Origin of the sequence: Enterobacter cloacae complex sp. 397G4 (genome assembly GCF_050031515.1) — a bacterium.
GTDB classification, from domain to species: Bacteria; Pseudomonadota; Gammaproteobacteria; order Enterobacterales; family Enterobacteriaceae; genus Enterobacter; species Enterobacter hormaechei_C.
This window is the reverse complement of the sequence record NZ_JBLGWE010000001.1, coordinates 2,833,609-2,853,267: the sequence shown is the minus strand read 5'-3', so window position 1 is coordinate 2,853,267 and position 19,659 is coordinate 2,833,609. Positions and strand designations below refer to the sequence as shown.

Here is a 19,659-nt window from a genome sequence, read left to right as displayed (position 1 = left end):
AGCCTGGCATGAACACTTTTTTTAAGCTCACCGCGCTGGCTGGCCTGTTTGCTATAACAGGCCATGCTTTCGCTGTGGACGATATTACGCGTGTTGATCAAATTCCGGTTCTCAAGGAAGAGACTCAGCACGCGACGGTGAGTGAGCGCGTGACGTCGCGCTTTACTCGTTCGCACTATCGTCAGTTCGATCTCGATCAGGCCTTTTCGGCCAAAATCTTTGACCGTTATCTGAACTTGCTGGATTACAGCCATAACGTACTGCTGGCCAGCGATGTCGAACAGTTCGCTAAACGCAAATCCGAAGTGGGTGATGAGCTGCGCTCCGGAAAGCTCGATCTGTTCTACGATCTGTACAACTTATCGCAAAAGCGCCGTTTTGAGCGTTATCAATACGCGCTGAAAGTGCTGGAACGTCCGATGGACTTCACCGGCAACGACACCTTTAATCTGGACCGCAGCAAAGCGCCATGGCCGAAAGACGAGGCTGAACTGAATGCGCTGTGGGACGGAAAAGTCAAATATGACGAACTGAGCCTCAAGCTTACAGGCAAAGACGAGAAAGAGATCCGTGAGACGTTAAATCGTCGATACAAATTCGCTATTCGTCGTCTGGCGCAGACCAACAGTGAAGATGTTTTCTCGCTGGCGATGACCGCGTTTGCGCATGAAATTGATCCGCACACTAATTATCTCTCTCCACGTAACACCGAACAGTTCAATACCGAAATGAGCCTGTCTCTGGAAGGTATCGGTGCTGTGCTTCAGATGGACGATGACTACACCGTAATCAACTCCATGGTGGCCGGTGGCCCTGCGTCGAAAAGCAAAGCGATCAGCGTAGGCGACCGTATTGTCGGTGTGGGTCAAACCGGAAAGAGCATGGTGGACGTGATTGGCTGGCGTCTTGATGATGTTGTTGCGCTGATCAAAGGGCCGAAGGGCAGCAAAGTCCGCCTGGAGATCCTGCCAGCCGGTAAGGGGACTAAAACCCGTATCGTTACTCTCACCCGTGAGCGTATCCGTCTGGAAGATCGCGCGGTGAAAATGTCGGTGAAAACCGTGGGTAAAGAGAAGGTTGGCGTTCTGGATATCCCAGGTTTCTACGTCGGCCTGACCGATGATGTGAAAGTGCAGCTCCAGAAGCTTGAAAAGCAGAATGTCAGCAGCGTGATCATTGACCTGCGCAGCAACGGCGGCGGGGCATTGACCGAGGCCGTCTCGCTTTCCGGGCTGTTTATCCCGTCTGGCCCGGTGGTACAGGTGCGCGATAACAACGGTAAAGTGCGTGAAGATGCCGATACCGATGGTGTGGTCTACTATAAGGGTCCGCTGGTGGTGCTTGTCGATCGCTTCAGCGCCTCTGCATCGGAAATCTTCGCTGCTGCCATGCAGGATTACGGCCGGGCATTAATCGTCGGCGAACCGACGTTTGGCAAGGGCACCGTTCAGCAGTACCGCTCTCTGAACCGTATTTACGACCAGATGCTGCGCCCTGAGTGGCCTGCGCTGGGCTCAGTACAGTACACCATTCAGAAGTTTTACCGCGTCAACGGCGGCAGTACGCAGCGCAAAGGCGTGACGCCGGATATCATGATGCCGACAGGTACCGAAGAGACGGAAACGGGCGAGAAGTTTGAAGATAACGCGCTGCCGTGGGATAGCATTGATGCCGCGACATTCGTGAAATCAGGTGATATGAAACAGTTCGGACCGGAACTGCTGAAAAATCACAACGATCGCATCGGGAAGGATCCGGAATTCCAGTACATCATGAAGGACATCGCGCGTTTCAACGCTTTGAAAGCGAAACGGAACATTGTGTCTCTGAACTACGCCCAGCGTGAGAAAGAGAACAATGAAGATGACGCGACACGTCTGGCGCGTATCAACGATCGCTTCAAACGTGAAGGCAAGCCTCTGCTTAAAAAACTGGACGATCTGCCTAAAGATTACCAGGAGCCCGATCCGTATCTGGACGAGACGGTGCATATCGCGCTTGATCTGGCGAAGCTGGAAAAAGAGAAACCCGCCCTGCAACCAGCTCCGACAAAATAATCCCCCAACAGGCACAAGAAATTGTGCCTGTTTCTTTATGTACCTCCTCCTTCCGTCAGGCGGATTTCCAATTGTGTAAAGTTGTGTCTTTCTGGTGACTTACGCCGTCTGGATGCTTGAAAATAGCCGTAATACCCATACGATGTGGGTAATCGCATAGTGCGTTTTGTTAAACTGAGGTTAAAAGAATATTATGATGCGAATCGCGCTCTTCCTGCTCACCAACCTGGCGGTGATGGTGGTATTCGGGCTGGTGCTAAGCCTGACGGGAATTCAGTCGAGCAGCGTTCAGGGTCTGTTGATTATGGCGCTGCTGTTTGGTTTCGGTGGCTCTTTCATTTCACTGCTGATGTCGAAGTGGATGGCATTGAAATCTGTGGGCGGTGAAGTTATTGAGCAACCGCGTAACGATATGGAGCAGTGGCTGATGAGCACGGTTGCTCAGCAGTCAAGGCAGGCGGGCATTGCCATGCCGCAGGTAGCCATCTACCACGCGCCGGATATTAACGCGTTTGCTACCGGTGCGCGTCGTGACGCGTCCCTGGTGGCCGTCAGTACCGGCCTGCTGCAAAACATGAGCCGTGACGAAGCGGAAGCGGTTATTGCTCACGAGATCAGCCATATCGCCAATGGCGATATGGTCACCATGACCCTGATCCAGGGTGTGGTGAACACCTTCGTTATCTTTATTTCTCGTATTCTGGCACAGATTGCTGCCGGGTTTATGGGTGGCAACCGTGATGAGGGTGAAGAGAGCAACGGCAACCCGCTGATCTATTTTGCTGTTTCAATGGTGCTGGAGCTGGTGTTCGGTATCCTGGCAAGCATCATTACCATGTGGTTCTCCCGTCATCGTGAGTTCCACGCGGATGCCGGTTCCGCGAAACTGGTGGGTCGTGAAAAGATGATTGCTGCGCTGCAACGTCTTAAAACCAGCTACGAGCCGCAGGAAGCAAACAGCATGATGGCCTTCTGCATCAACGGCAAATCAAAGTCGCTGAGCGAGCTGTTTATGTCTCACCCGCCGCTGGATAAACGTATTGAAGCGCTGCGTAGCGGCGAATACCTGAAGTAACGTAATCGGGTTGAAAAGAACCGGGCTGGAGCCATTCTCCGCCCGGTTTTTTTATGCCTGCGCCTTTGGCTGGGTGACGCGAAGGCCGCTAATGACAGCCGCGAGGGTCGCCAGGGTCCCTGCGGTAATCAGCGCAACCTGTGTCGCATTCTGCCCGGCAAGGTTAAACATCAACGCCACCAGTGCGGCCCCGGTGCTTTGCCCTAACAGTCTTGCCGTGCCCAGCATCCCGCTGGCGCCACCGCTGCGATGACGTGGGGCAGAGGTGATAATCGTGTGGTTATTAGGGGACTGGAACAGACCAAAACCGGCCCCGCACAGGATCATGCGCCAGATAATATCCAGATCCCCCGGCGAGGCGGGCAGGAGCGCCAGCGAAAACAGTCCCACCGCCATGACAACCAGCCCAATCGCCCCCAGAAGCCCAGCATGGACGCGCTCAATAAGGTAACCGGCCAGCGGGGCCATCACCATGGTTGCCAGCGGCCAGGGCGTGAGCAGCAAGCCTGTCTCCACTTCTGAACGGCCAATCACGCTCTGCAAAAAGAACGGCAGCGCAACCAGCGCCAGCATCTGGGCGCAGAACGAGCAAATGGAGGTACAAATGGATAGCGAAAACAGCGGAATACGTAGCAAATCCACCGGAAGTAGCGGCACGGGCAGCGCCAGCTGACGTCGTACAAAGAAAAAGCCGATGATAAGCATGGCAACGATTTCTGCGGCAATGAGCGACAGAGACTGTCCCTGCGCAAATCCGCTCAGCGCGGTAATCAGCAGGCCAAAAGTCAGCGCGTTCATCACGGCGCTGGGCAGATCGAAACGTGGCATGGTACTTTTCGGACCATTTTCCGGAAGATAGCGCAGGGCGAAGAAGATCGCCACAATGCCCAGCGGCACGTTAATGGCAAACAGCCACTGCCACGAGGCAACGGACAGGATGGCGGCGGCAATCGTTGGGCCGGCGGCGGACGACACGGCCACAATAAAGGAGTTAATGCCCATGCCGCGCCCCAGGTGGCGTTGAGGATAAATAAGCCGTATCAGGGCCGTGTTCACGCTCATTAGCGCCGCGCCGCCAAAGCCCTGCGCGATACGCGCCAGCGTAAGGGTGTGCAGTGAATCTGAAAGGGCACAGAAGAGCGAGGTGAGGGTAAACACCACCAGCCCGCACTGGTAAACCCGGCGATAACCAAACATATCGCCCAGGAAAGAGAGTGACAGAAGGGAAATCACAATCGCTATCTGGTACGCGTTCACAATCCAGATGGAGCTTGCCGGCGAAGCATTAAGGTCTTTGGCAATCGTAGGAAGAGCCACGTTGGCAATCGCACCGTCAAGGACAGCCATCGAAATACCGATGACAATAGTGGCAATTGCCCCGTACCGCTGCGGTAAGGGCAGGCCATCAGAAACGTTTTTTTGCATGGGAAAAGAATGGCTCAACGTGAAATTATTTTCAGAGTAACTATTTTAGCATCGTTATTTCGGTTTTATGTCGCAGATTTGTAACGAAGTAAACCCAGATAGATTGCAGCACGCATCACACGAATTTATAATAAAAACCGGTTCTGATTTTTATAAAACACTCTCCATGAGGTGATAAATGGCAATCGCAGATTTGGATAAGCAGCCAGATTCTGTTTCTTCCGTGCTGAAGGTGTTTGGCATCTTGCAGGCGCTCGGAGAAGAGCGTGAAATTGGTATTACAGAGTTGTCGCAGCGTGTGATGATGTCGAAAAGCACCGTTTATCGCTTTTTGCAGACGATGAAATCATTGGGTTATGTCGCGCAGGAAGGAGAATCAGAAAAATATTCTCTGACCCTGAAACTGTTTGAACTGGGCGCCCGTGCCTTGCAGAACGTGGATCTGATCCGCAGCGCTGACATTCAGATGCGTGAACTTTCACGACTGACGAAAGAGACAATTCACCTCGGTGCGCTGGATGAAGACAGCATTGTTTACATCCACAAAATTGACTCCATGTACAACCTGCGCATGTATTCACGCATTGGTCGTCGTAACCCGCTGTACAGCACCGCAATTGGTAAAGTACTGCTGGCCTGGCGCGATCGCGAAGAGGTGAAGCAAATCCTTGACGGGGTGGAGTACAAACGCAGCACCGACCGCACGATTACCAGTACGGAAGAACTGCTGAGCGTGCTGGATAAAGTGCGTGAGCAGGGTTACGGGGAAGATAACGAAGAGCAGGAAGAGGGGCTGCGTTGCATCGGTGTGCCGGTGTTTGACCGCTTCGGCGTTGTCATTGCGGGCCTGAGCATTTCGTTCCCAACGCTGCGTTTCTCTGAAGAGCGTCTTCATGAATATGTGGCGATTCTGCATACCGCAGCGCGCAAAATTTCAGAGCAGATGGGCTATAACGATTATCCGTTCTGATCGACGCCACCAATAAAAACGCCGCACTTTTGCGGCGTTTCTGTAAGCGAAGTTCAGCGCTGATTAACCGTTATCAACCACAACAGATGATTTACGCAGCACAGGACAGTTGGTTAACCCGATGATCCCGCTGTCGGAATGGATGTACTGAGCCGTGCTTATCCCCTGGGCGGTAAGATATTTACACTGGATACCCAGACCCGCGGCATTTTCTTTGCTCCCCATTAATACGCCGTACCCACTTAATAACAGGCCGATCCAGACAATGGCCAGTACAATTACTGTACGAATAAATAAACGCATCGTTGCCTCTTTTTTCTTTGTTGTCATAGAGTAAGCGTAACGGCTTTACGCAGTGAAACAAGTGCACGATTCCGAAAAGCGTCTGTTGAAGGTACAGTTAGCCCCTGTTTAAGATAACCGTGATAACCTGGCTGTATCAGGTCATAAGACGGAGTGTGGAGTGAAAAAAATACGCTGGGTAATTCTGATTATAGTGTTGATAGCATGCGTGGTGCTGTGGACGCAGACTATCAATGTGATGTGCGATCAGGATGTACAGTTCTTTAGCGGCATTTGTTCAATCAATAAGTTTATCCCCTGGTAGAGACCATTTTTACGCTGAGTGATGTCCTTACGCGGCGGCAGTGGTAAAATGGCGGTTTTTACTGAGGTGGTGAAATGGGTGAGTTACTGAATTCGGGGCTGCTGAGCATTGCATCCCTGGTAATGTCTTTGTTGGTGCTGGTCGTTGGGCTGGTGCTGTGGTTTTTCGTTAACCGCGCCAGCTCCCGCACAAACGAGCAGATTGAGCTGCTGGAAGCATTGCTCGATCAGCAGAAACGGCAGACTGCGCTGCTGCGTCGTTTGTGCGAAGCCAACGAGCCGGAGGAGAAAGCGTTACCGAAGGACGCTGTTGCTCAACAACAAGACGAGGAAGACTTCATTCGCCTGGTAGCTGAACGATAGTCTGCCCGGAGCGGGGAGGTGGCCTGACGTACGGCGTAAATCCCCTCCCTTATCAAATGCATCCCACAACTTCCCGACATTTAATTAAGCAGCAGTTAACTCATGTTTTAGCACACTGAAAACTGGCGAATATTTATCCTTATTTAACAAATTCAGTTTCGTTGAATAAATAGTGTGCTTTATCTTTCCTGAAGTGTTTTATTTTTATCGAAACGTTTTGCTTGCCTTGTTTTGAGGCAGAGTCATAAAAATTTCATTATTTTGGTGCAGAATAACACTTATTAAATGGTGGTTTTTAATACAGTTAGCAAAATGTAATTAACATCGTATATTCCCTGACACATGTTGGTGCGTTGCAATGTTTTCAGCATAACTTTTCACAAAATGTTCTAACTCAGTCATTCCTTTAAAGAAATTCTGGGATTGGGATGGACGCTTTGAAATGATTGAGCTATGTTTAAAAAGTCTTTGATTACAGGGCGCGTCAACGCACCCTGCGGGCAGTGAGGTCAGGTGGCGCTTCATTTGACAATTCGCATAACTGTGCAGATTGTTATGGAGTAACGTCTGAATTTGTGCGGCGGATCGAGACACGTTTAAAAATGGCTTGCCATATTAAACGTTGTGTGTGATAACACGTTTTGGGTCAAACGAGGTACAGTACTGTTTATGTGTGGCATTTTCAGTAAAGAAGTCCTGAGTAAACACGTTGTCGTTGAATACCGCTTCTCTGCCGAACCTTATATTAGTGCCTCAAGCAGTAATGTCTCAGTTTTATCTATGTCAAAGCCCGCGGGCTAAGAAAACACTCTAAGGAATTTTGCAAATGGCAAAGATTAAAGGTCAAGTTAAGTGGTTCAACGAGTCTAAAGGTTTTGGTTTCATTACTCCTGCTGACGGCAGCAAAGACGTGTTCGTACACTTCTCTGCAATCCAGGGTAACGGCTTCAAAACTCTGGCTGAAGGCCAGAACGTTGAGTTCGAAATTCAGGATGGCCAGAAAGGCCCAGCTGCGGTTAACGTAACTGCTATCTGATCGAATCACTGCTGACTGAAGCGCTCAGCGCTTCGATCTCAGACATAAGCCTCGCCGATGCGGGGCTTTTTTATTCGCTTATTTTTCAAAATATTACGTAATCCTCCTCTGTTATTATCTTGTTGCAAACCCGCGAGATTATTAGCATTGTTTTCCCGCCTTATTATCCGCTTTTCCCGTTAAATCAGGGCGTTGATTAACAGCCCTGGGGTTAAGGTGAAAAAAAAGACAATAACCACCACCGGAAATTTTACTCCGGCACGTTTTGCACTTCTGTGTCTCGCCATCTTTTGTAGCCTTGCGTTTCTGCTGGGCCGCGTAGCGTGGCTACAAATTATCAAACCGGATAATCTGGTGAAGCAGGAGGATATGCGCTCCCTGCGCGAAGTGGCGATAGACGCCCCGCGTGGGATGATTGTTGACCGTGAAGGGCGACCCCTTGCGGTGAGCGTACCCGTCCAGGCCGTCTGGGCCGATCCCAAAACAGTGCTGGAAAAAGGGGGGATCGGTTTTGACTTGCGCTGGCAGGCCCTGGCAAATGCCTTACACCTTTCTCTGAGTACGCTCGCATCGCGAATTAACAGTAACCCGCACGGGCGATTTATTTACCTGGCCCGTCAGGTTGATCCCGCCCAGGCAAAGTGGATCGATAAGCTACGTCTCCCCGGTATCAACCTTCGCGATGAGTCCCGCCGCTTTTATCCTGCCGGGCACGTGGCGGCGAACCTGATTGGCTTCACCAATATTGATGGTCAGGGCATTGAGGGCGTCGAGAAAAGCTTTAACACGCAGCTTACCGGGAAGGCAGGCGTGCGGCTGGTCAGGAAAGATCGCTACGGACATGTGGTGGAGAACCTTACGGAGGTGGCTCCCGTACCTGCACATAATATCCAGCTTAGTATCGATGAACGCCTGCAAACTATCACCGAAGACGCGCTGGATAATGCCGTGGCGTGGAACAAAGCCGAGTCAGGCGCGTCGGTGCTGATTAATATCCGGACGGGCGAAATTCTGGCGATGGCGAGCTTCCCCGACTTTAATCCCAACAACCGGGAAGGGGCAACGCTGGATGATTTTCGCAATCGCGCGATCAGCGACACCTTTGAACCTGGCTCGACCGTTAAGCCTCTGGTGCTGATGACGGCGCTACAGCAGGGGCTGGTACAGCCTGACAGCGTGATAGATACGCATCCCTACACCATTGATGGTCATCGTATTCGTGATGTGGGCTACTACCCCGAGCTGACGATGACCGGGATTTTGCAAAAATCCAGCGACACAGGCGTATCCCGTCTTTCGCTGGCGATGCCCGTGCAACGGTTACTGGATACCTATAAAAACTTTGGTTTTGGCGAGAGTACCGGGCTTGGTTTAACGGGAGAAAGCGCAGGTTTACTGCCGCAGCGAAAATTCTGGAGTCAGTTAGATCGGGCGACCTTTGCCTTTGGGTATGGCCTGATGGTAACCCCCCTCCAACTGGCGCATGTGTATGCCACCATCGGCAGCTACGGCATTGAACGGCCTCTGTCCATCACCCGTATTGACCCGCCGGTGATTGGCAAGCGGGTGATGCCCGAGGAAATTGTTCACGAGGTGGAACATATGATGGAGAGCGTTGCGTTACCCGGCGGTGGCGGGGTCAAAGCGGCGGTGCGTAACTATCGCGTGGCGATAAAAACCGGGACGGCCAAAAAAATCGATGAACATGGTAAGTATGTGGATAAATACGTCGCCTATACCGCAGGCGTTGCGCCTGCCAGCGATCCCCGTTTCGCGCTGGTGGTGGTGATCAACGATCCGCAAAACGGTGCCTACTATGGCGGGGCCGTTTCTGCGCCCGTGTTCAGCGAAATTATGGGTAACGTCCTGCGCCTGGAAAACGTGAAGCCAGACGGGCTGCCGGCAGATTCTGACCATCTGATCGTGATGCGTCACCCAGCCGTTTATAACCCTGGCGAATAGCGGTACACTTCGCCTTTTGGTTTACGCCCTGGAGCTGTCATGTCTTTCAGTTGTCCCCTTTGCCACGCGCCGCTGACGCGCGCGGAGAAAACGTTTATCTGTCCACAGGGACATCAGTTTGACCGGGCGAAAGAGGGCTATGTAAATCTTCTGCCGGTACAACACAAGCGCTCCCGGGACCCGGGTGACAGCGCGGAGATGATGCAGGCGCGCCGGGCGTTTCTCGATGCCGGGCACTATCAACCGCTCAGGGATGCCGTTGTCGCCTTACTCCGTCAATATCTGACAGAAGGCGCATCCGCCATGCTGGATATCGGCTGCGGCGAAGGTTACTACACCGCCACGTTTGCTGACGTGGCGGCTGAGAAGGGCGCCGAAACTTACGGGCTGGACGTGTCGAAAGTGGCAATCCGTTCGGCAGCCAAACGCTACTCAGCGGTAACGTTCTGCGTGGCCTCCAGCCACCGCCTGCCGTTTGAAGAAGCGAGTATGGACGCCGTGGTGCGTATCTATGCGCCGTGCAAGGCAGAGGAGCTGGCGCGCGTCGTTAAGCCTGGCGGCTGGGTTATCACCGTCACGCCAGGGCCGCGTCATCTGCTGGAGTTAAAAGGGCTGATCTATGATGAAGTTCACCTGCATGCGCCGCACTCTGAACAGCTGGCGGGCTTTGCGTTAAAGCAGGCGCAGTCGGTAGCGTATGAAATGACGTTGCAGGGAAGTGAAGCGGTGGCGTTACTGCAAATGACGCCGTTTGCATGGCGGGCAAAACCAGAGGTGTGGGAAACGCTGGCAGCGCAGACAGAATTTCGCTGCCAGACGGATTTCAGCATCCATTGCTGGCAGCGCGAAGGTTAACCCGCGAAGTGTGCCCAAAGGATTTGGGCACCAATCCCGATCAACACGATACCGCCCAGAATTTCGGCGCGTTTGCCTAACAGCGGGCCAATGAACCGACCCACCATCATCCCCAGCGTTGACATGATCAGCGTGGCGCAGCCAATCGCCAGCGCGGTGGCGATAATATTGACCTGCAAAAACGCCAGACCGACACCCACGGCCATTGCATCCAGGCTGGTTGCGATGGCGGTTGTCACCAGAAGCCAGAAGCCGTGGCGTTGCAGCGGCGCATCATCTTCATCGCCGTTACCACGAAAGCCTTCAATCACCATGCGTCCGCCGAGGAACACCAGCAGCACGAAAGCAATCCAGTGATTCCACTCCAGCACAAACTGGCTGGCGAGCATCCCCAGACCCCAGCCGATAAGCGGCGTCAGCGTTTCGATAGCGCCAAAGATGAGACCGGTACGCAGAGCTTCGGAAAATTTAGGTTTATGGAGGGTGGCGCCTTTACCAATAGAGGCGGCAAATGCGTCCATGGACATGCCAAAAGCCAGAAGGATCGTAGCGGAGATATTCATAAGAGCGTCCAGACCGGGGATATCCATATGACACATCACTGCCCCCAGTAAACAGCAGTTGATGTATCTATGGTCTCGCCTGATCGCTTTCGCACTGTAAGTGTGCTGAAAACGATCCGTACGCGCCACGTTTTTCAACGAGTATGTTGACACGTACATTTCCCGCAGGCAGGAAATCGGCTACTCCCCAACGACGGGCGCAACCTTAACATATTTTGAGAATATAAAACAACAACGAAGATGGCTTTATATAGCCACTATATTGATAACGATTTTCATTTAGATTTATGCGTGAAAATATCGTTAACAAATATAAGGCAATTAACAGAGGAGATATAGCATCGGCTATATTGCTGGTTTAAGAATAATGCAATATATAGCCGATGCTATAATATTAACTCATTGAGTTTTAACGAGTAATTTGTAGATCTTTTCCAGGTCATCAATATTTTTGACCCGGATGAGCAGGCGGCGTTGTTCTAATTGCATCACCAGAACCCCGTCTTCGGATAAATTCATCTCTTTAATACGGTTATATTCTATCCAGACATTGGCGAAGAAGAATCCGTGTTTTTTAAAAATGAGTTTTGGCGAGCGGATCCAGAACAGGTAAATCGCCATTAATGCCAGCGCACATAATAACCATGTGGTTAATATTGCGCCGTGGCTGGTCACATTATTGTAAATCAGGATGACTACCAGACCGGCGAAGATAAACGCATCAATGCGTCCACGGCGTAAGAGGGGAAGGGTCAGCAGCGTCTCGCCGTGGCGGCGAGGCATAATGAACTCGTCATAGATCGCGTAAGCCAGAAGGGCAACAATAAATAAAACCAGTACGGTGTCCGTGACAGTCATTCATCCTCCAGATAAAAAGACCGGGGGCAAGCCCCCGGTCGGTAACGCATTTTATTACAGACCCAGCAGGCCGACGGCGTAGCCCGCGATACCGATGACGAAGAAGCCAACGATGATCCACAGCGGGTTCACTTTCTTACGCAGCAGCCACATACAGGCGAAGGTTAGCAGCAGCGGTACCAGGCCCGGCATCAGCTGGTCCAGAATCGTCTGCACGGTGGTAACGCGCGTCTGACCATCCTGACCAGTGATCGTCGATACCACCAGCGGGATGTTCACGTGCGTCCACTTGTTAACCAGCGCCCCCATTACAAACAGGCCGAGGATTGACGCCCCCTCAGTCAGTTTTTGCAGGAAGCCGCCGCCCATATCCTTAACGATATCCACCCCTTTACGATAACCGTACGCCACGCCGTAGTAACGGGTCAGCAGACGCACCGCGTTGAACAGGATGAAGAACAGCAGAGGACCGAGCAGGCTGCCGCTCATGGCGATCCCGGCGCCCAGCGCCGCAAAGACCGGACGCACGGTACCCCAGAAGATCGGGTCGCCCACGCCTGCCAGCGGCCCCATCAGACCAACTTTGATACCGTTGATGGCACCATCGTCGATCTCAGCCCCGTTCGCACGCTGCTCTTCCATTGCCAGCGTCACGCCCAGAACCGGCGCCGCAACATAAGGATGGGTGTTGAAGAATTCCAGGTGACGCTTAATTGCCTGACGGCGTGCTTCGTTGTTTTCCGGATACAGGCGTTTGATGGCCGGCACCATGGAGAAGCAGAAGCCGAGCGCCTGCATACGTTCGAAGTTCCATGAACCCTGAAACAGGTTAGAACGGATGAACACGCCACGAATATCACCCGGAGTGAGTTTTTTCTCAGTGGTAGTTTTTGTCATATCAACCATTTCGCTCACCTGTTAGTCCAGTTCGTTATCGAGATCGTTGTTACCAGCAGCCTGCGCAGGGCCACCCGCGACACGGTTGTATTTCGGGCTGAGCTGGATATAAAGAATCGCCATCACCGCACCAATCACACCCAGCGCAACCAGGTTGAAGTTGGTGAACGCAGCGGTAACGAAGCCGAGGTAGAAGAATGGCATCAGGTAGCCCGCGCGCATCATGTTGATGACCATCGCATAACCGACCACCACGATCATACCCCCGGCGATATTCAGACCGCTGGTAACCACTTCAGGGATCGCATTCAGCATGCCCTGAACTTCGCTGGTACCGACAGAAATCGCCACGATAACCGCAGGGATCGCGATACGCATCGCTTGCAGGAACAGGGAAGAAACGTGGATCCAGGAGAGCGCGGTGAGGTTGCCGTTTTCGGCCGCCTTATCCGCCGCGTGCTGGAAGGCAACGGTAATAGTACGGACGATAATGGTCAGCACCTGACCCGCTGCGGCCAGCGGGATGGCCAGCGCGATACCGGCACCAATACTCTGATGACCAGCGATAACCAGAACGGTTGAAATAATGGACGCCAGCGCGGCATCTGGCGCAACTGCCGCACCGATGTTCATCCAGCCGAGGGCGATCATTTCCAAAGTACCACCGATGATGATACCGGTTTTCATGTCACCGAGAACGGCGCCAATCAACGTACAGGCCACCAGAGGGCGGTGGAACTGAAATTCATCAAGTACGGACTCCATACCCGCAATACATGCGACGATGAACACCAGCACAATCTGAAGAGTAGTAATCTCCATTGCACTTCTCCTATTACATAAGCTCTATATGAAAAACCGGCCCGGGCTTATTTCCCCACTTTGCCGATCAAATCCATCATTTTCAGTTTCTGGTCCGTGGAAACCTTACGGGCTTCCAGTTCGATACCGCGTGCATTCAGTTTGTTGAAGGCCTCGATATCTTTCGCATCCACTGAAATCGCGTTGTTGACCTGCGTTTTGCCCTGACGGAATGCCATACCGCCAATGTTAACGGAGGTGATTTTCACGCCGCCTTCAACAATGCGTTCGACGTCTGTCGGGTTGGTGAAGAGAAGCATCACGCGCTCACCCGCATATTTCGGGTTGTTGTAAACGCGGATCATTTTGGCGACATCCACGACGTGCGCGGTGACGCCCGGCGGTGCAACCTGGGTAAGAAGGGTTTTACGGACAGTGTCGGCGGCCACTTCGTCACTGACCACGATGATGCGTTGTACGTTGGTCTCTTTGGTCCAGCGTGTTGCCACCTGGCCGTGGATCAGACGGTCATCAATACGCGCAAGGCCGATAACCATGTAATCGTTCGGACCCATTGGCTTCGCCGGTGCTGCCGCCCTTGGTGCAGCAGGGGCAGGGGCCGGTTTTTCAACCGGCTGCGCTTTCAGCGCCTTCACGCCTTCGCGACCGGTTTCCACCGCCAGTGCCACCAGTTCATCAAAACCTGGGTTGTCGTCACGCGCCATGAAGGTTTCCACCAACATCGGGATATTCACCCCGGCGACGACTTCATAATGCTCTTTATCGACGACAATGCGGCTGGCAGCGTTGAACGGGCTGCCGCCCCATGTATCCACGAGAAACAGCACGCCTTTGCTGGTATCCAGCTTCTCAAGCTGAGCAGTGTATTTTTCAATCAGCGTCTCGGCATTTTCACCGGGAACGAAATCGATCCAGCCGACGTTTTCCTGCTCGCCCAACAGCATTTCTGCCGTTTTGAGTAACTGCTCCGCAGCCCAACCATGTGTGCCTATGACAATAGCAATGGTCACTTGCTACCTCCTTTTATTATCATGTATACGTCTGCCAGGCAGGCGTACTGAGAATCGTATTGGCGAACCGAATCGATTCAGATAAGGGTTAGAGTTCAAAAAACTAAGACTTCCGCGAATTATTTTAGATAGTGAAAAAATAATTTATGTGATGAAGATCCGTAATTTAGCTAAGCCTTACAGATTTTTCTTTAAGTTAATCCGCGTGTGTTACAGAAGTTTGCAAAGGAACGTAAATCTTTGCTAAAAACCAATTGTCTCTGATATGTTTAGCGTCCGTTTAATTATTCAGGAGTATAGGGCTACAGCCCACTATATGGACCGTCACCGACGTCAGTCATCTTCCAGGCCATTCCGCGCCTTATTCATCGGCGATCTTCGCCACGCATCGACTCTCATTCCCTTTGAAATGCCCGAAATTAGCGGGGCACCGTTTTGTCATTCCTTTAGCAGGAGCGTGTCATGGAATTCTTAATGGACCCGTCAATCTGGGTAGGCTTGCTTACGCTGGTCGTGCTGGAGATCGTTCTCGGTATTGATAACCTGGTGTTTATCGCCATCCTCGCGGATAAGCTGCCGCCGAAACAGCGTGATAAAGCCCGTCTGATCGGCCTCTCGCTGGCGCTGATCATGCGTCTGGGCTTGCTGTCTGTGATCTCGTGGATGGTTACCCTGACGAAGCCGCTGTTCACCGTCATGGATTTCACCTTCTCCGGCCGCGATTTAATCATGCTGGTGGGGGGACTGTTCCTGCTGTTCAAAGCCACAACAGAGCTGCATGAACGGCTGGAGAACCGGCAGCACGATGATGGCCACGGTAAGGGTTACGCCAGCTTCTGGGTGGTTGTTCTCCAGATTGTGGTGCTTGATGCGGTCTTCTCACTGGATGCGGTGATTACGGCGGTCGGCATGGTGAACCATCTGCCGGTGATGATGGCGGCGGTGGTGATTGCGATGGCGGTAATGCTGCTGGCGTCAAAACCGCTGACGCGTTTCGTCAACCAGCATCCGACGGTCGTTGTGCTGTGTCTGAGCTTCCTGCTGATGATTGGTCTGAGCCTGGTGGCAGAAGGGTTTGGCTTCCATATTCCGAAAGGCTACCTGTACGCCGCGATTGGCTTCTCGATTCTGATCGAGCTGTTTAACCAGATTGCGCGCCGTAACTTTATTAAGCAGCAGTCGAATCAGCCGCTGCGAGCCCGTACCGCAGATGCGATTCTGCGACTGATGGGCGGACGTCGTCAGGTCAACGTGCAGGCTGATAACGAGAACCGTAACCCGGTTCCGGTGCCGGAAGGCGCGTTTGTGGAAGAAGAACGCTACATGATCAACGGCGTGCTTTCGCTGGCTTCCCGCTCCCTGCGCGGCATTATGACGCCGCGCGGTGAGATCAGCTGGGTGGACGCCAACCTGAGCGTCGACGAAATTCGTCAGCAGCTGCTCTCCTCGCCACACAGCCTGTTCCCGGTCTGCCGGGGTGAGCTGGATGAGATTATCGGTGTGGTACGCGCGAAAGAGATGCTGGTGGCGCTGGAAGAGGGCGTTAACGTCGAGGCCGTAGCGGCCGCGTCGCCCGCCATCGTGGTACCGGAGACGCTGGATCCGATCAACCTGCTGGGCGTGTTGCGTCGTGCCCGCGGGAGCTTTGTTATCGTCACCAATGAATTTGGTGTGGTACAGGGCCTGGTGACGCCGCTGGACGTGCTGGAAGCCATTGCCGGTGAATTCCCTGATGCGGATGAAACCCCGGAAATCGTTGCCGACGGTGACGGCTGGCTGGTGAAAGGCACCACCGACCTGCACGCGCTCTCGCACACGCTGGGCGTCGAAAACGTGGTCAATGATGATGAAGACATTGCCACCGTCGCGGGGCTGGTGATTGCCGTTAACGGGCAGATCCCGCGTATTGGTGATGTGCTGGAGCTGCCGCCGCTGCAAATTACCATCGTCGAAGCCAACGACTATCGCGTTGATATGGTGCGTATTGTTAAAGAGCACTCTGCACACGACGAAGAAGAGTAACGCTATCTAGCGTAACGGCAGTAAGGGCACGATGTGTCCGTTGTGGCGGGCTGGCGGAGAGTGACTTTCCGCCAGCCATTTCGGAAACTCGCGCAGCGGCATTGGCCGCGCATACAAGTACCCCTGCAAAATATGTACGCTGTGACGGCGCAGGTAGCGTGACTGCTCCTCGGTTTCCACCCCTTCCGCAACCAGTTCAATATTCAGCCGCTGACCCAGCGCAATAATAATATCCGTTACCGTTGAGTTCACGGCGTCGGTGCCGATCGCGGTGGTGAAGGATTTATCAATTTTCAGCACATCCGGATGCAGTTTTTCTAGCCATGAAAGTGAGCTGTTGCCGGTACCAAAATCATCAATCGCAAGTTTCACCCCTTTGCGGTGCAGCTCCCGCACGATGCGGTAATCCACATCCAGCAACGCATCGCGTTCGGTTAACTCCACGATCAACTGTTGAACAGGGCTGGCGTTGAACCAGATGCGGTTGAGATCCTGGATCAGCGCAGCGCGGCGAAAATGGCTGGCGGCCACGTTAATGCCGATATGGAAATCGCGCGAGGCCGGGAAATAGCCTATCTGCCGCACCGTTTCGCTGATGACGTAGCGGGTAAGCGGAACAATCAGGTTATGTTCTTCGGCCAGAGGGATAAAGACATCGGGCGAAATCCATCCCTGACGCGGGTTGTTCCAGCGCAGGAGGATCTCGACGCCGACGCATTCCCGGGTGCGGGCATTCACCAGCGGCTGGCAGAAGAGCTCAAACTCCCTGGCCGCAATTCCCATATTGATTTCCCAGGTGAAACTGATGCGCCGCGCGGTGGCGAGCCAGGCGATATAGCCCATCAGTAAGCTGAGCATTAACGCCAGCGGCAGCTGGGTGGGCAGATTTTTTAACGCCATTTCGCCAGGCCCGGGGCCGCTCACCGTGACGCTGAAAGGGTAATGCTGTGACGATTGTTCCAGCAGGGAGGCGTTTTCATTGAAGGTCGGCGTAGTCGTCACCTGTTGCCCGTCGCGGAGGAAGTTATCTCCTACTCTCAGGACAACGTCGGTGATCTGCGGCCGCTGCGGCTCGAGAATCATTTTAGTGATGAGATCGATATTCACCACCTCCATCACCCCGTCGTTGCCGTCGCTCGCGAGGGGAGACCACTGAATCAGTACCGGGCTGCCTTTTACCAGCCACCGATCGGTCAGCAGCAACAGCCTGGATTCACTGACCGGCAGCTCCGGCACAAACTCACTGACGGGCACATTACGGCTGCCAAAGACGCTTGAGCAATACAGTATTCCGTCTTGAATGAGGGCGATGGAGCGTACGGTCTGGAGGAGCGCCGCCTGTTTTCGCAGGATCAGATTTGCTTCGGAACAGGGTATGCCAACCAGTGAAAGTAGCGTTTCCCGCTGGGCCTCTAACGAAAGAAGCACCTTATCAAGCGCACGCACGGTGTGGTGGGTAAAGTCGTGGATCCGATCCTGATTTATGTTGCGCTGTGAAATAAAGCGAATACCCAGCGTCAGGACGAGCGTAACGAGCGCAACCGTGACACAGACGATAACGCGTTTTCGGCGATAGTCTTTAATGATCGTTTGTGCAGTTTGCATGAACGGTCGCCTGTTAAGCACCGGCCGGAAAAGCCAGACGCAACAGTGACAGTGTAGTGGGGAATACGTGAAGCGACGAGACGAGAGGGGAAAATTCGCCCATCCGTTGCAGATGGGCGAAAGGAAGGCTTAGTCGCACTGCACCTTAATGGCCAGACCGCCGCGCGAGGTCTCACGGTACTTCGCGTTCATGTCCTTGCCGGTTTCGTACATAGTTTCAATAACCTTATCCAGCGACACGCGTGGCTCGCTGGTACGGCGCATCGCCATACGTGAGGCGTTGATCGCTTTGACGGAGGCGATGGCGTTACGCTCAATGCACGGCACCTGCACCTGGCCGGCAACCGGGTCACAGGTCAGACCGAGGTTGTGCTCCATACCGATTTCCGCCGCCACGCACACCTGCTCAGGGCTGGCGCCCAGCAGTTCCGCCAGACCCGCTGCTGCCATAGAGCAGGCCACGCCCACTTCACCCTGACAGCCTACTTCGGCACCAGAGATGGACGCATTCATTTTGTACAGCGCGCCGATAGCACCTGCCGCGAGGAAATAGCGGATATAGATGTCCGGCGTCACGGGCTCAATAAAGTGATCGTAATAGGCCAGCACCGCCGGAACGATACCGCACGCGCCGTTGGTTGGCGCCGTCACGACGCGACCACCCGCTGCGTTCTCTTCGTTAACCGCGAGGGCAAACATGTTCACCCAGTCGACCACGTTCATTGGGTCATTGGAGAACTTGTCGGTAGTGACCAGCATGCGGCGCAGAGCAGAGGCACGACGCGGCACGCGCAGTGGCCCAGGCAGAACACCCTCGGTGTTCATCCCGCGGTCAATACAGGCGCGCATGGTTTGCCACACGTTAGCAAAATAGTCTTCGATCTCTTTCTTGCTGTGCAGCGCCAGTTCGTTCTGCATCACCATGCCTGACAGGGACAGACCGGTCTCTTTGCAGTAGCCCAGCATCTCGGTGGCCGATTTAAACGGATAGGGCACATTGACGTCGCCCGCGCTCTCTTTACCAAAGTGTTCTTCGTCAACGATAAAGCCGCCGCCGATGGAGTAGTAAGTTTTGCTGTAGATCTCTTTTTCGCCACTCCAGGCGTGGATGGTCATGCCGTTTTCATGCAGCGGCAGGTTGTCGCTACGAAAACGCATCCCGTCATCCTGCGGGAAGTCCACTTCGTGCTGGCCGTTAGCCAGCAGCAAACGACCGCGCGTTTCCACGTCGCGGATAAATGCCGGAATGGCATCAATATCAACTGTGTCCGGCATATTGCCCGCCAGACCCATAATAATGGCGATATCGGTGTGGTGGCCTTTACCCGTTAATGACAGTGAACCGTAAACGTCTACGGCGACACGGGTAACGCTTTCCAGTAATCCTTTTTCGACCAGATCATCGACGAACTGTTTACCGGCCTTCATCGGCCCTACAGTGTGGGAAGAAGATGGACCAATCCCCACTTTGAACATGTCGAATATACTAATCACTTTCACACTCCTGACAGGGTTACTGGGGTTCCAGTAACG

At 53.4% G+C, this 19,659-nt stretch carries 19 protein-coding genes, 1 pseudogene and 1 riboswitch; of the genes and pseudogenes, 11 read left to right on the top strand and 9 right to left on the bottom strand.

Features of this window, described 5'->3' with window-relative positions; all coding sequences use genetic code 11:
- Window positions 1-8 precede the first annotated feature (8 nt).
- Window positions 9-2,057: a carboxy terminal-processing peptidase gene (prc, locus tag ACQG1Y_RS13750; protein WP_015570296.1), complete on the top strand. Its 2,049-nt coding sequence runs from the start codon at window positions 9-11 to the stop codon at window positions 2,055-2,057.
- A gap of 193 nt (window positions 2,058-2,250) precedes the next feature.
- Complete coding sequence (gene htpX / locus ACQG1Y_RS13745) at window positions 2,251-3,132, top strand: protease HtpX (RefSeq protein WP_045348666.1); 882 nt, start codon at window positions 2,251-2,253, stop codon at window positions 3,130-3,132.
- A 51-nt stretch (window positions 3,133-3,183) separates the two neighbouring features.
- Here the strand turns inward: htpX and ACQG1Y_RS13740 are convergent, their stop codons facing one another.
- Complete coding sequence (locus tag ACQG1Y_RS13740) at window positions 3,184-4,557, bottom strand: MFS transporter (protein WP_032648592.1); 1,374 nt, start codon at window positions 4,555-4,557, stop codon at window positions 3,184-3,186.
- Window positions 4,558-4,735: 178 nt separating this feature from the next.
- On the opposite strand from ACQG1Y_RS13740, the gene kdgR reads away from it, so the two are divergent.
- On the top strand, window positions 4,736-5,527 hold the full coding sequence (gene kdgR / locus ACQG1Y_RS13735; protein ID WP_015570299.1) for a DNA-binding transcriptional regulator KdgR: 792 nt from the start codon (window positions 4,736-4,738) through the stop codon (window positions 5,525-5,527).
- Window positions 5,528-5,590: 63 nt separating this feature from the next.
- Here the strand turns inward: kdgR and ACQG1Y_RS13730 are convergent, their stop codons facing one another.
- On the bottom strand, window positions 5,591-5,830 hold the full coding sequence (locus tag ACQG1Y_RS13730; RefSeq protein ID WP_077579974.1) for a YobH family protein: 240 nt from the start codon (window positions 5,828-5,830) through the stop codon (window positions 5,591-5,593).
- A gap of 160 nt (window positions 5,831-5,990) precedes the next feature.
- Here ACQG1Y_RS13730 and mgrB point away from each other — a divergent pair, with 160 nt between their 5' ends.
- From mgrB to rlmA, 6 genes and pseudogenes are all read left to right on the top strand, one after another.
- Window positions 5,991-6,134 carry a PhoP/PhoQ regulator MgrB gene (gene mgrB, locus ACQG1Y_RS13725; protein ID WP_003859906.1) on the top strand — a complete coding sequence of 48 codons (144 nt, stop codon included), beginning with the start codon at window positions 5,991-5,993 and terminating at the stop codon, window positions 6,132-6,134.
- A gap of 74 nt (window positions 6,135-6,208) precedes the next feature.
- Window positions 6,209-6,496, top strand: a complete 288-nt coding sequence (locus ACQG1Y_RS13720) for a YebO family protein (RefSeq protein ID WP_058688644.1) — start codon at window positions 6,209-6,211, stop codon at window positions 6,494-6,496.
- 669 nt (window positions 6,497-7,165) lie between these two features.
- Window positions 7,166-7,310 (top strand): annotated as a pseudogene (locus tag ACQG1Y_RS13715) (DUF2627 domain-containing protein).
- Window positions 7,311-7,322: 12 nt separating this feature from the next.
- Window positions 7,323-7,532 (top strand): transcription antiterminator/RNA stability regulator CspE, encoded by a 210-nt coding sequence (gene cspE / locus ACQG1Y_RS13710; protein WP_001062678.1) that lies wholly within the window; start codon window positions 7,323-7,325, stop codon window positions 7,530-7,532.
- Window positions 7,533-7,748: 216 nt separating this feature from the next.
- Window positions 7,749-9,494, top strand: coding sequence for a peptidoglycan glycosyltransferase FtsI (gene ftsI / locus ACQG1Y_RS13705; protein ID WP_063138280.1), 1,746 nt, complete (start codon window positions 7,749-7,751; stop codon window positions 9,492-9,494).
- A gap of 39 nt (window positions 9,495-9,533) precedes the next feature.
- Window positions 9,534-10,349: a 23S rRNA (guanine(745)-N(1))-methyltransferase gene (gene rlmA, locus ACQG1Y_RS13700; RefSeq protein ID WP_032653960.1), complete on the top strand. Its 816-nt coding sequence runs from the start codon at window positions 9,534-9,536 to the stop codon at window positions 10,347-10,349.
- On the opposite strand, the gene mntP is transcribed toward rlmA, so the two are convergent.
- The 5 genes from mntP to manX form a co-directional block, all read right to left on the bottom strand.
- Window positions 10,346-10,912, bottom strand: a complete 567-nt coding sequence (gene mntP / locus ACQG1Y_RS13695; protein ID WP_003859911.1) for a manganese efflux pump MntP — start codon at window positions 10,910-10,912, stop codon at window positions 10,346-10,348. The two genes, rlmA and mntP, sit on opposite strands and share 4 nt — an antisense overlap.
- Before the next feature lies 1 nt (window position 10,913).
- Window positions 10,914-11,113, bottom strand: a riboswitch (yybP-ykoY riboswitch).
- A 198-nt stretch (window positions 11,114-11,311) separates the two neighbouring features.
- Window positions 11,312-11,770 (bottom strand): DUF986 family protein, encoded by a 459-nt coding sequence (locus tag ACQG1Y_RS13690; protein ID WP_015570303.1) that lies wholly within the window; start codon window positions 11,768-11,770, stop codon window positions 11,312-11,314.
- Window positions 11,771-11,824: 54 nt separating this feature from the next.
- Window positions 11,825-12,676, bottom strand: a complete 852-nt coding sequence (locus tag ACQG1Y_RS13685; protein ID WP_006810994.1) for a PTS mannose transporter subunit IID — start codon at window positions 12,674-12,676, stop codon at window positions 11,825-11,827.
- A 12-nt stretch (window positions 12,677-12,688) separates the two neighbouring features.
- Window positions 12,689-13,489 carry a PTS mannose transporter subunit IIC gene (manY, locus tag ACQG1Y_RS13680; protein WP_045339368.1) on the bottom strand — a complete coding sequence of 267 codons (801 nt, stop codon included), beginning with the start codon at window positions 13,487-13,489 and terminating at the stop codon, window positions 12,689-12,691.
- A gap of 47 nt (window positions 13,490-13,536) precedes the next feature.
- Window positions 13,537-14,499 carry a PTS mannose transporter subunit IIAB gene (manX, locus tag ACQG1Y_RS13675; RefSeq protein ID WP_017384327.1) on the bottom strand — a complete coding sequence of 321 codons (963 nt, stop codon included), beginning with the start codon at window positions 14,497-14,499 and terminating at the stop codon, window positions 13,537-13,539.
- Between the two features lie 265 nt (window positions 14,500-14,764).
- On the opposite strand from manX, the gene ACQG1Y_RS13670 reads away from it, so the two are divergent.
- Together ACQG1Y_RS13670 and yoaE are read left to right on the top strand one after the other, a co-directional pair.
- A complete protein-coding gene (locus tag ACQG1Y_RS13670; RefSeq protein ID WP_077579975.1) occupies window positions 14,765-14,974 on the top strand; it encodes a protein YoaL in 210 nt (69 codons plus the stop codon).
- Complete coding sequence (gene yoaE, locus ACQG1Y_RS13665; protein ID WP_006810992.1) at window positions 14,962-16,521, top strand: CNNM family cation transport protein YoaE; 1,560 nt, start codon at window positions 14,962-14,964, stop codon at window positions 16,519-16,521. Before ACQG1Y_RS13670 ends, yoaE begins: the two co-directional genes overlap by 13 nt.
- Before the next feature lie 6 nt (window positions 16,522-16,527).
- Here yoaE and ACQG1Y_RS13660 read toward each other — a convergent pair whose 3' ends face one another.
- Both ACQG1Y_RS13660 and sdaA read right to left on the bottom strand, forming a co-directional pair.
- Window positions 16,528-18,126, bottom strand: coding sequence for an EAL domain-containing protein (locus ACQG1Y_RS13660; protein ID WP_234094958.1), 1,599 nt, complete (start codon window positions 18,124-18,126; stop codon window positions 16,528-16,530).
- Window positions 18,127-18,255: 129 nt separating this feature from the next.
- Window positions 18,256-19,620 carry an L-serine ammonia-lyase gene (gene sdaA, locus ACQG1Y_RS13655; protein ID WP_003859920.1) on the bottom strand — a complete coding sequence of 455 codons (1,365 nt, stop codon included), beginning with the start codon at window positions 19,618-19,620 and terminating at the stop codon, window positions 18,256-18,258.
- Window positions 19,621-19,659: the final 39 nt, after the last annotated feature.

Coding starts and splice junctions, on each gene's coding strand:
- prc (WP_015570296.1), top strand. CDS start 9: ATGAACACTTTTTTTAAGCTCACCGCGCTGGCTGGCCTGTTTGCTATA.
- htpX (WP_045348666.1), top strand. CDS start 2,251: ATGATGCGAATCGCGCTCTTCCTGCTCACCAACCTGGCGGTGATGGTG.
- ACQG1Y_RS13740 (WP_032648592.1), bottom strand. CDS start 4,557: ATGCAAAAAAACGTTTCTGATGGCCTGCCCTTACCGCAGCGGTACGGG.
- kdgR (WP_015570299.1), top strand. CDS start 4,736: ATGGCAATCGCAGATTTGGATAAGCAGCCAGATTCTGTTTCTTCCGTG.
- ACQG1Y_RS13730 (WP_077579974.1), bottom strand. CDS start 5,830: ATGCGTTTATTTATTCGTACAGTAATTGTACTGGCCATTGTCTGGATC.
- ACQG1Y_RS13720 (WP_058688644.1), top strand. CDS start 6,209: ATGGGTGAGTTACTGAATTCGGGGCTGCTGAGCATTGCATCCCTGGTA.
- cspE (WP_001062678.1), top strand. CDS start 7,323: ATGGCAAAGATTAAAGGTCAAGTTAAGTGGTTCAACGAGTCTAAAGGT.
- rlmA (WP_032653960.1), top strand. CDS start 9,534: ATGTCTTTCAGTTGTCCCCTTTGCCACGCGCCGCTGACGCGCGCGGAG.
- mntP (WP_003859911.1), bottom strand. CDS start 10,912: ATGAATATCTCCGCTACGATCCTTCTGGCTTTTGGCATGTCCATGGAC.
- ACQG1Y_RS13690 (WP_015570303.1), bottom strand. CDS start 11,770: ATGACTGTCACGGACACCGTACTGGTTTTATTTATTGTTGCCCTTCTG.
- ACQG1Y_RS13685 (WP_006810994.1), bottom strand. CDS start 12,676: ATGGTTGATATGACAAAAACTACCACTGAGAAAAAACTCACTCCGGGT.
- manY (WP_045339368.1), bottom strand. CDS start 13,489: ATGGAGATTACTACTCTTCAGATTGTGCTGGTGTTCATCGTCGCATGT.
- ACQG1Y_RS13670 (WP_077579975.1), top strand. CDS start 14,765: ATGTTTAGCGTCCGTTTAATTATTCAGGAGTATAGGGCTACAGCCCAC.
- yoaE (WP_006810992.1), top strand. CDS start 14,962: ATGGAATTCTTAATGGACCCGTCAATCTGGGTAGGCTTGCTTACGCTG.
- ACQG1Y_RS13660 (WP_234094958.1), bottom strand. CDS start 18,126: ATGCAAACTGCACAAACGATCATTAAAGACTATCGCCGAAAACGCGTT.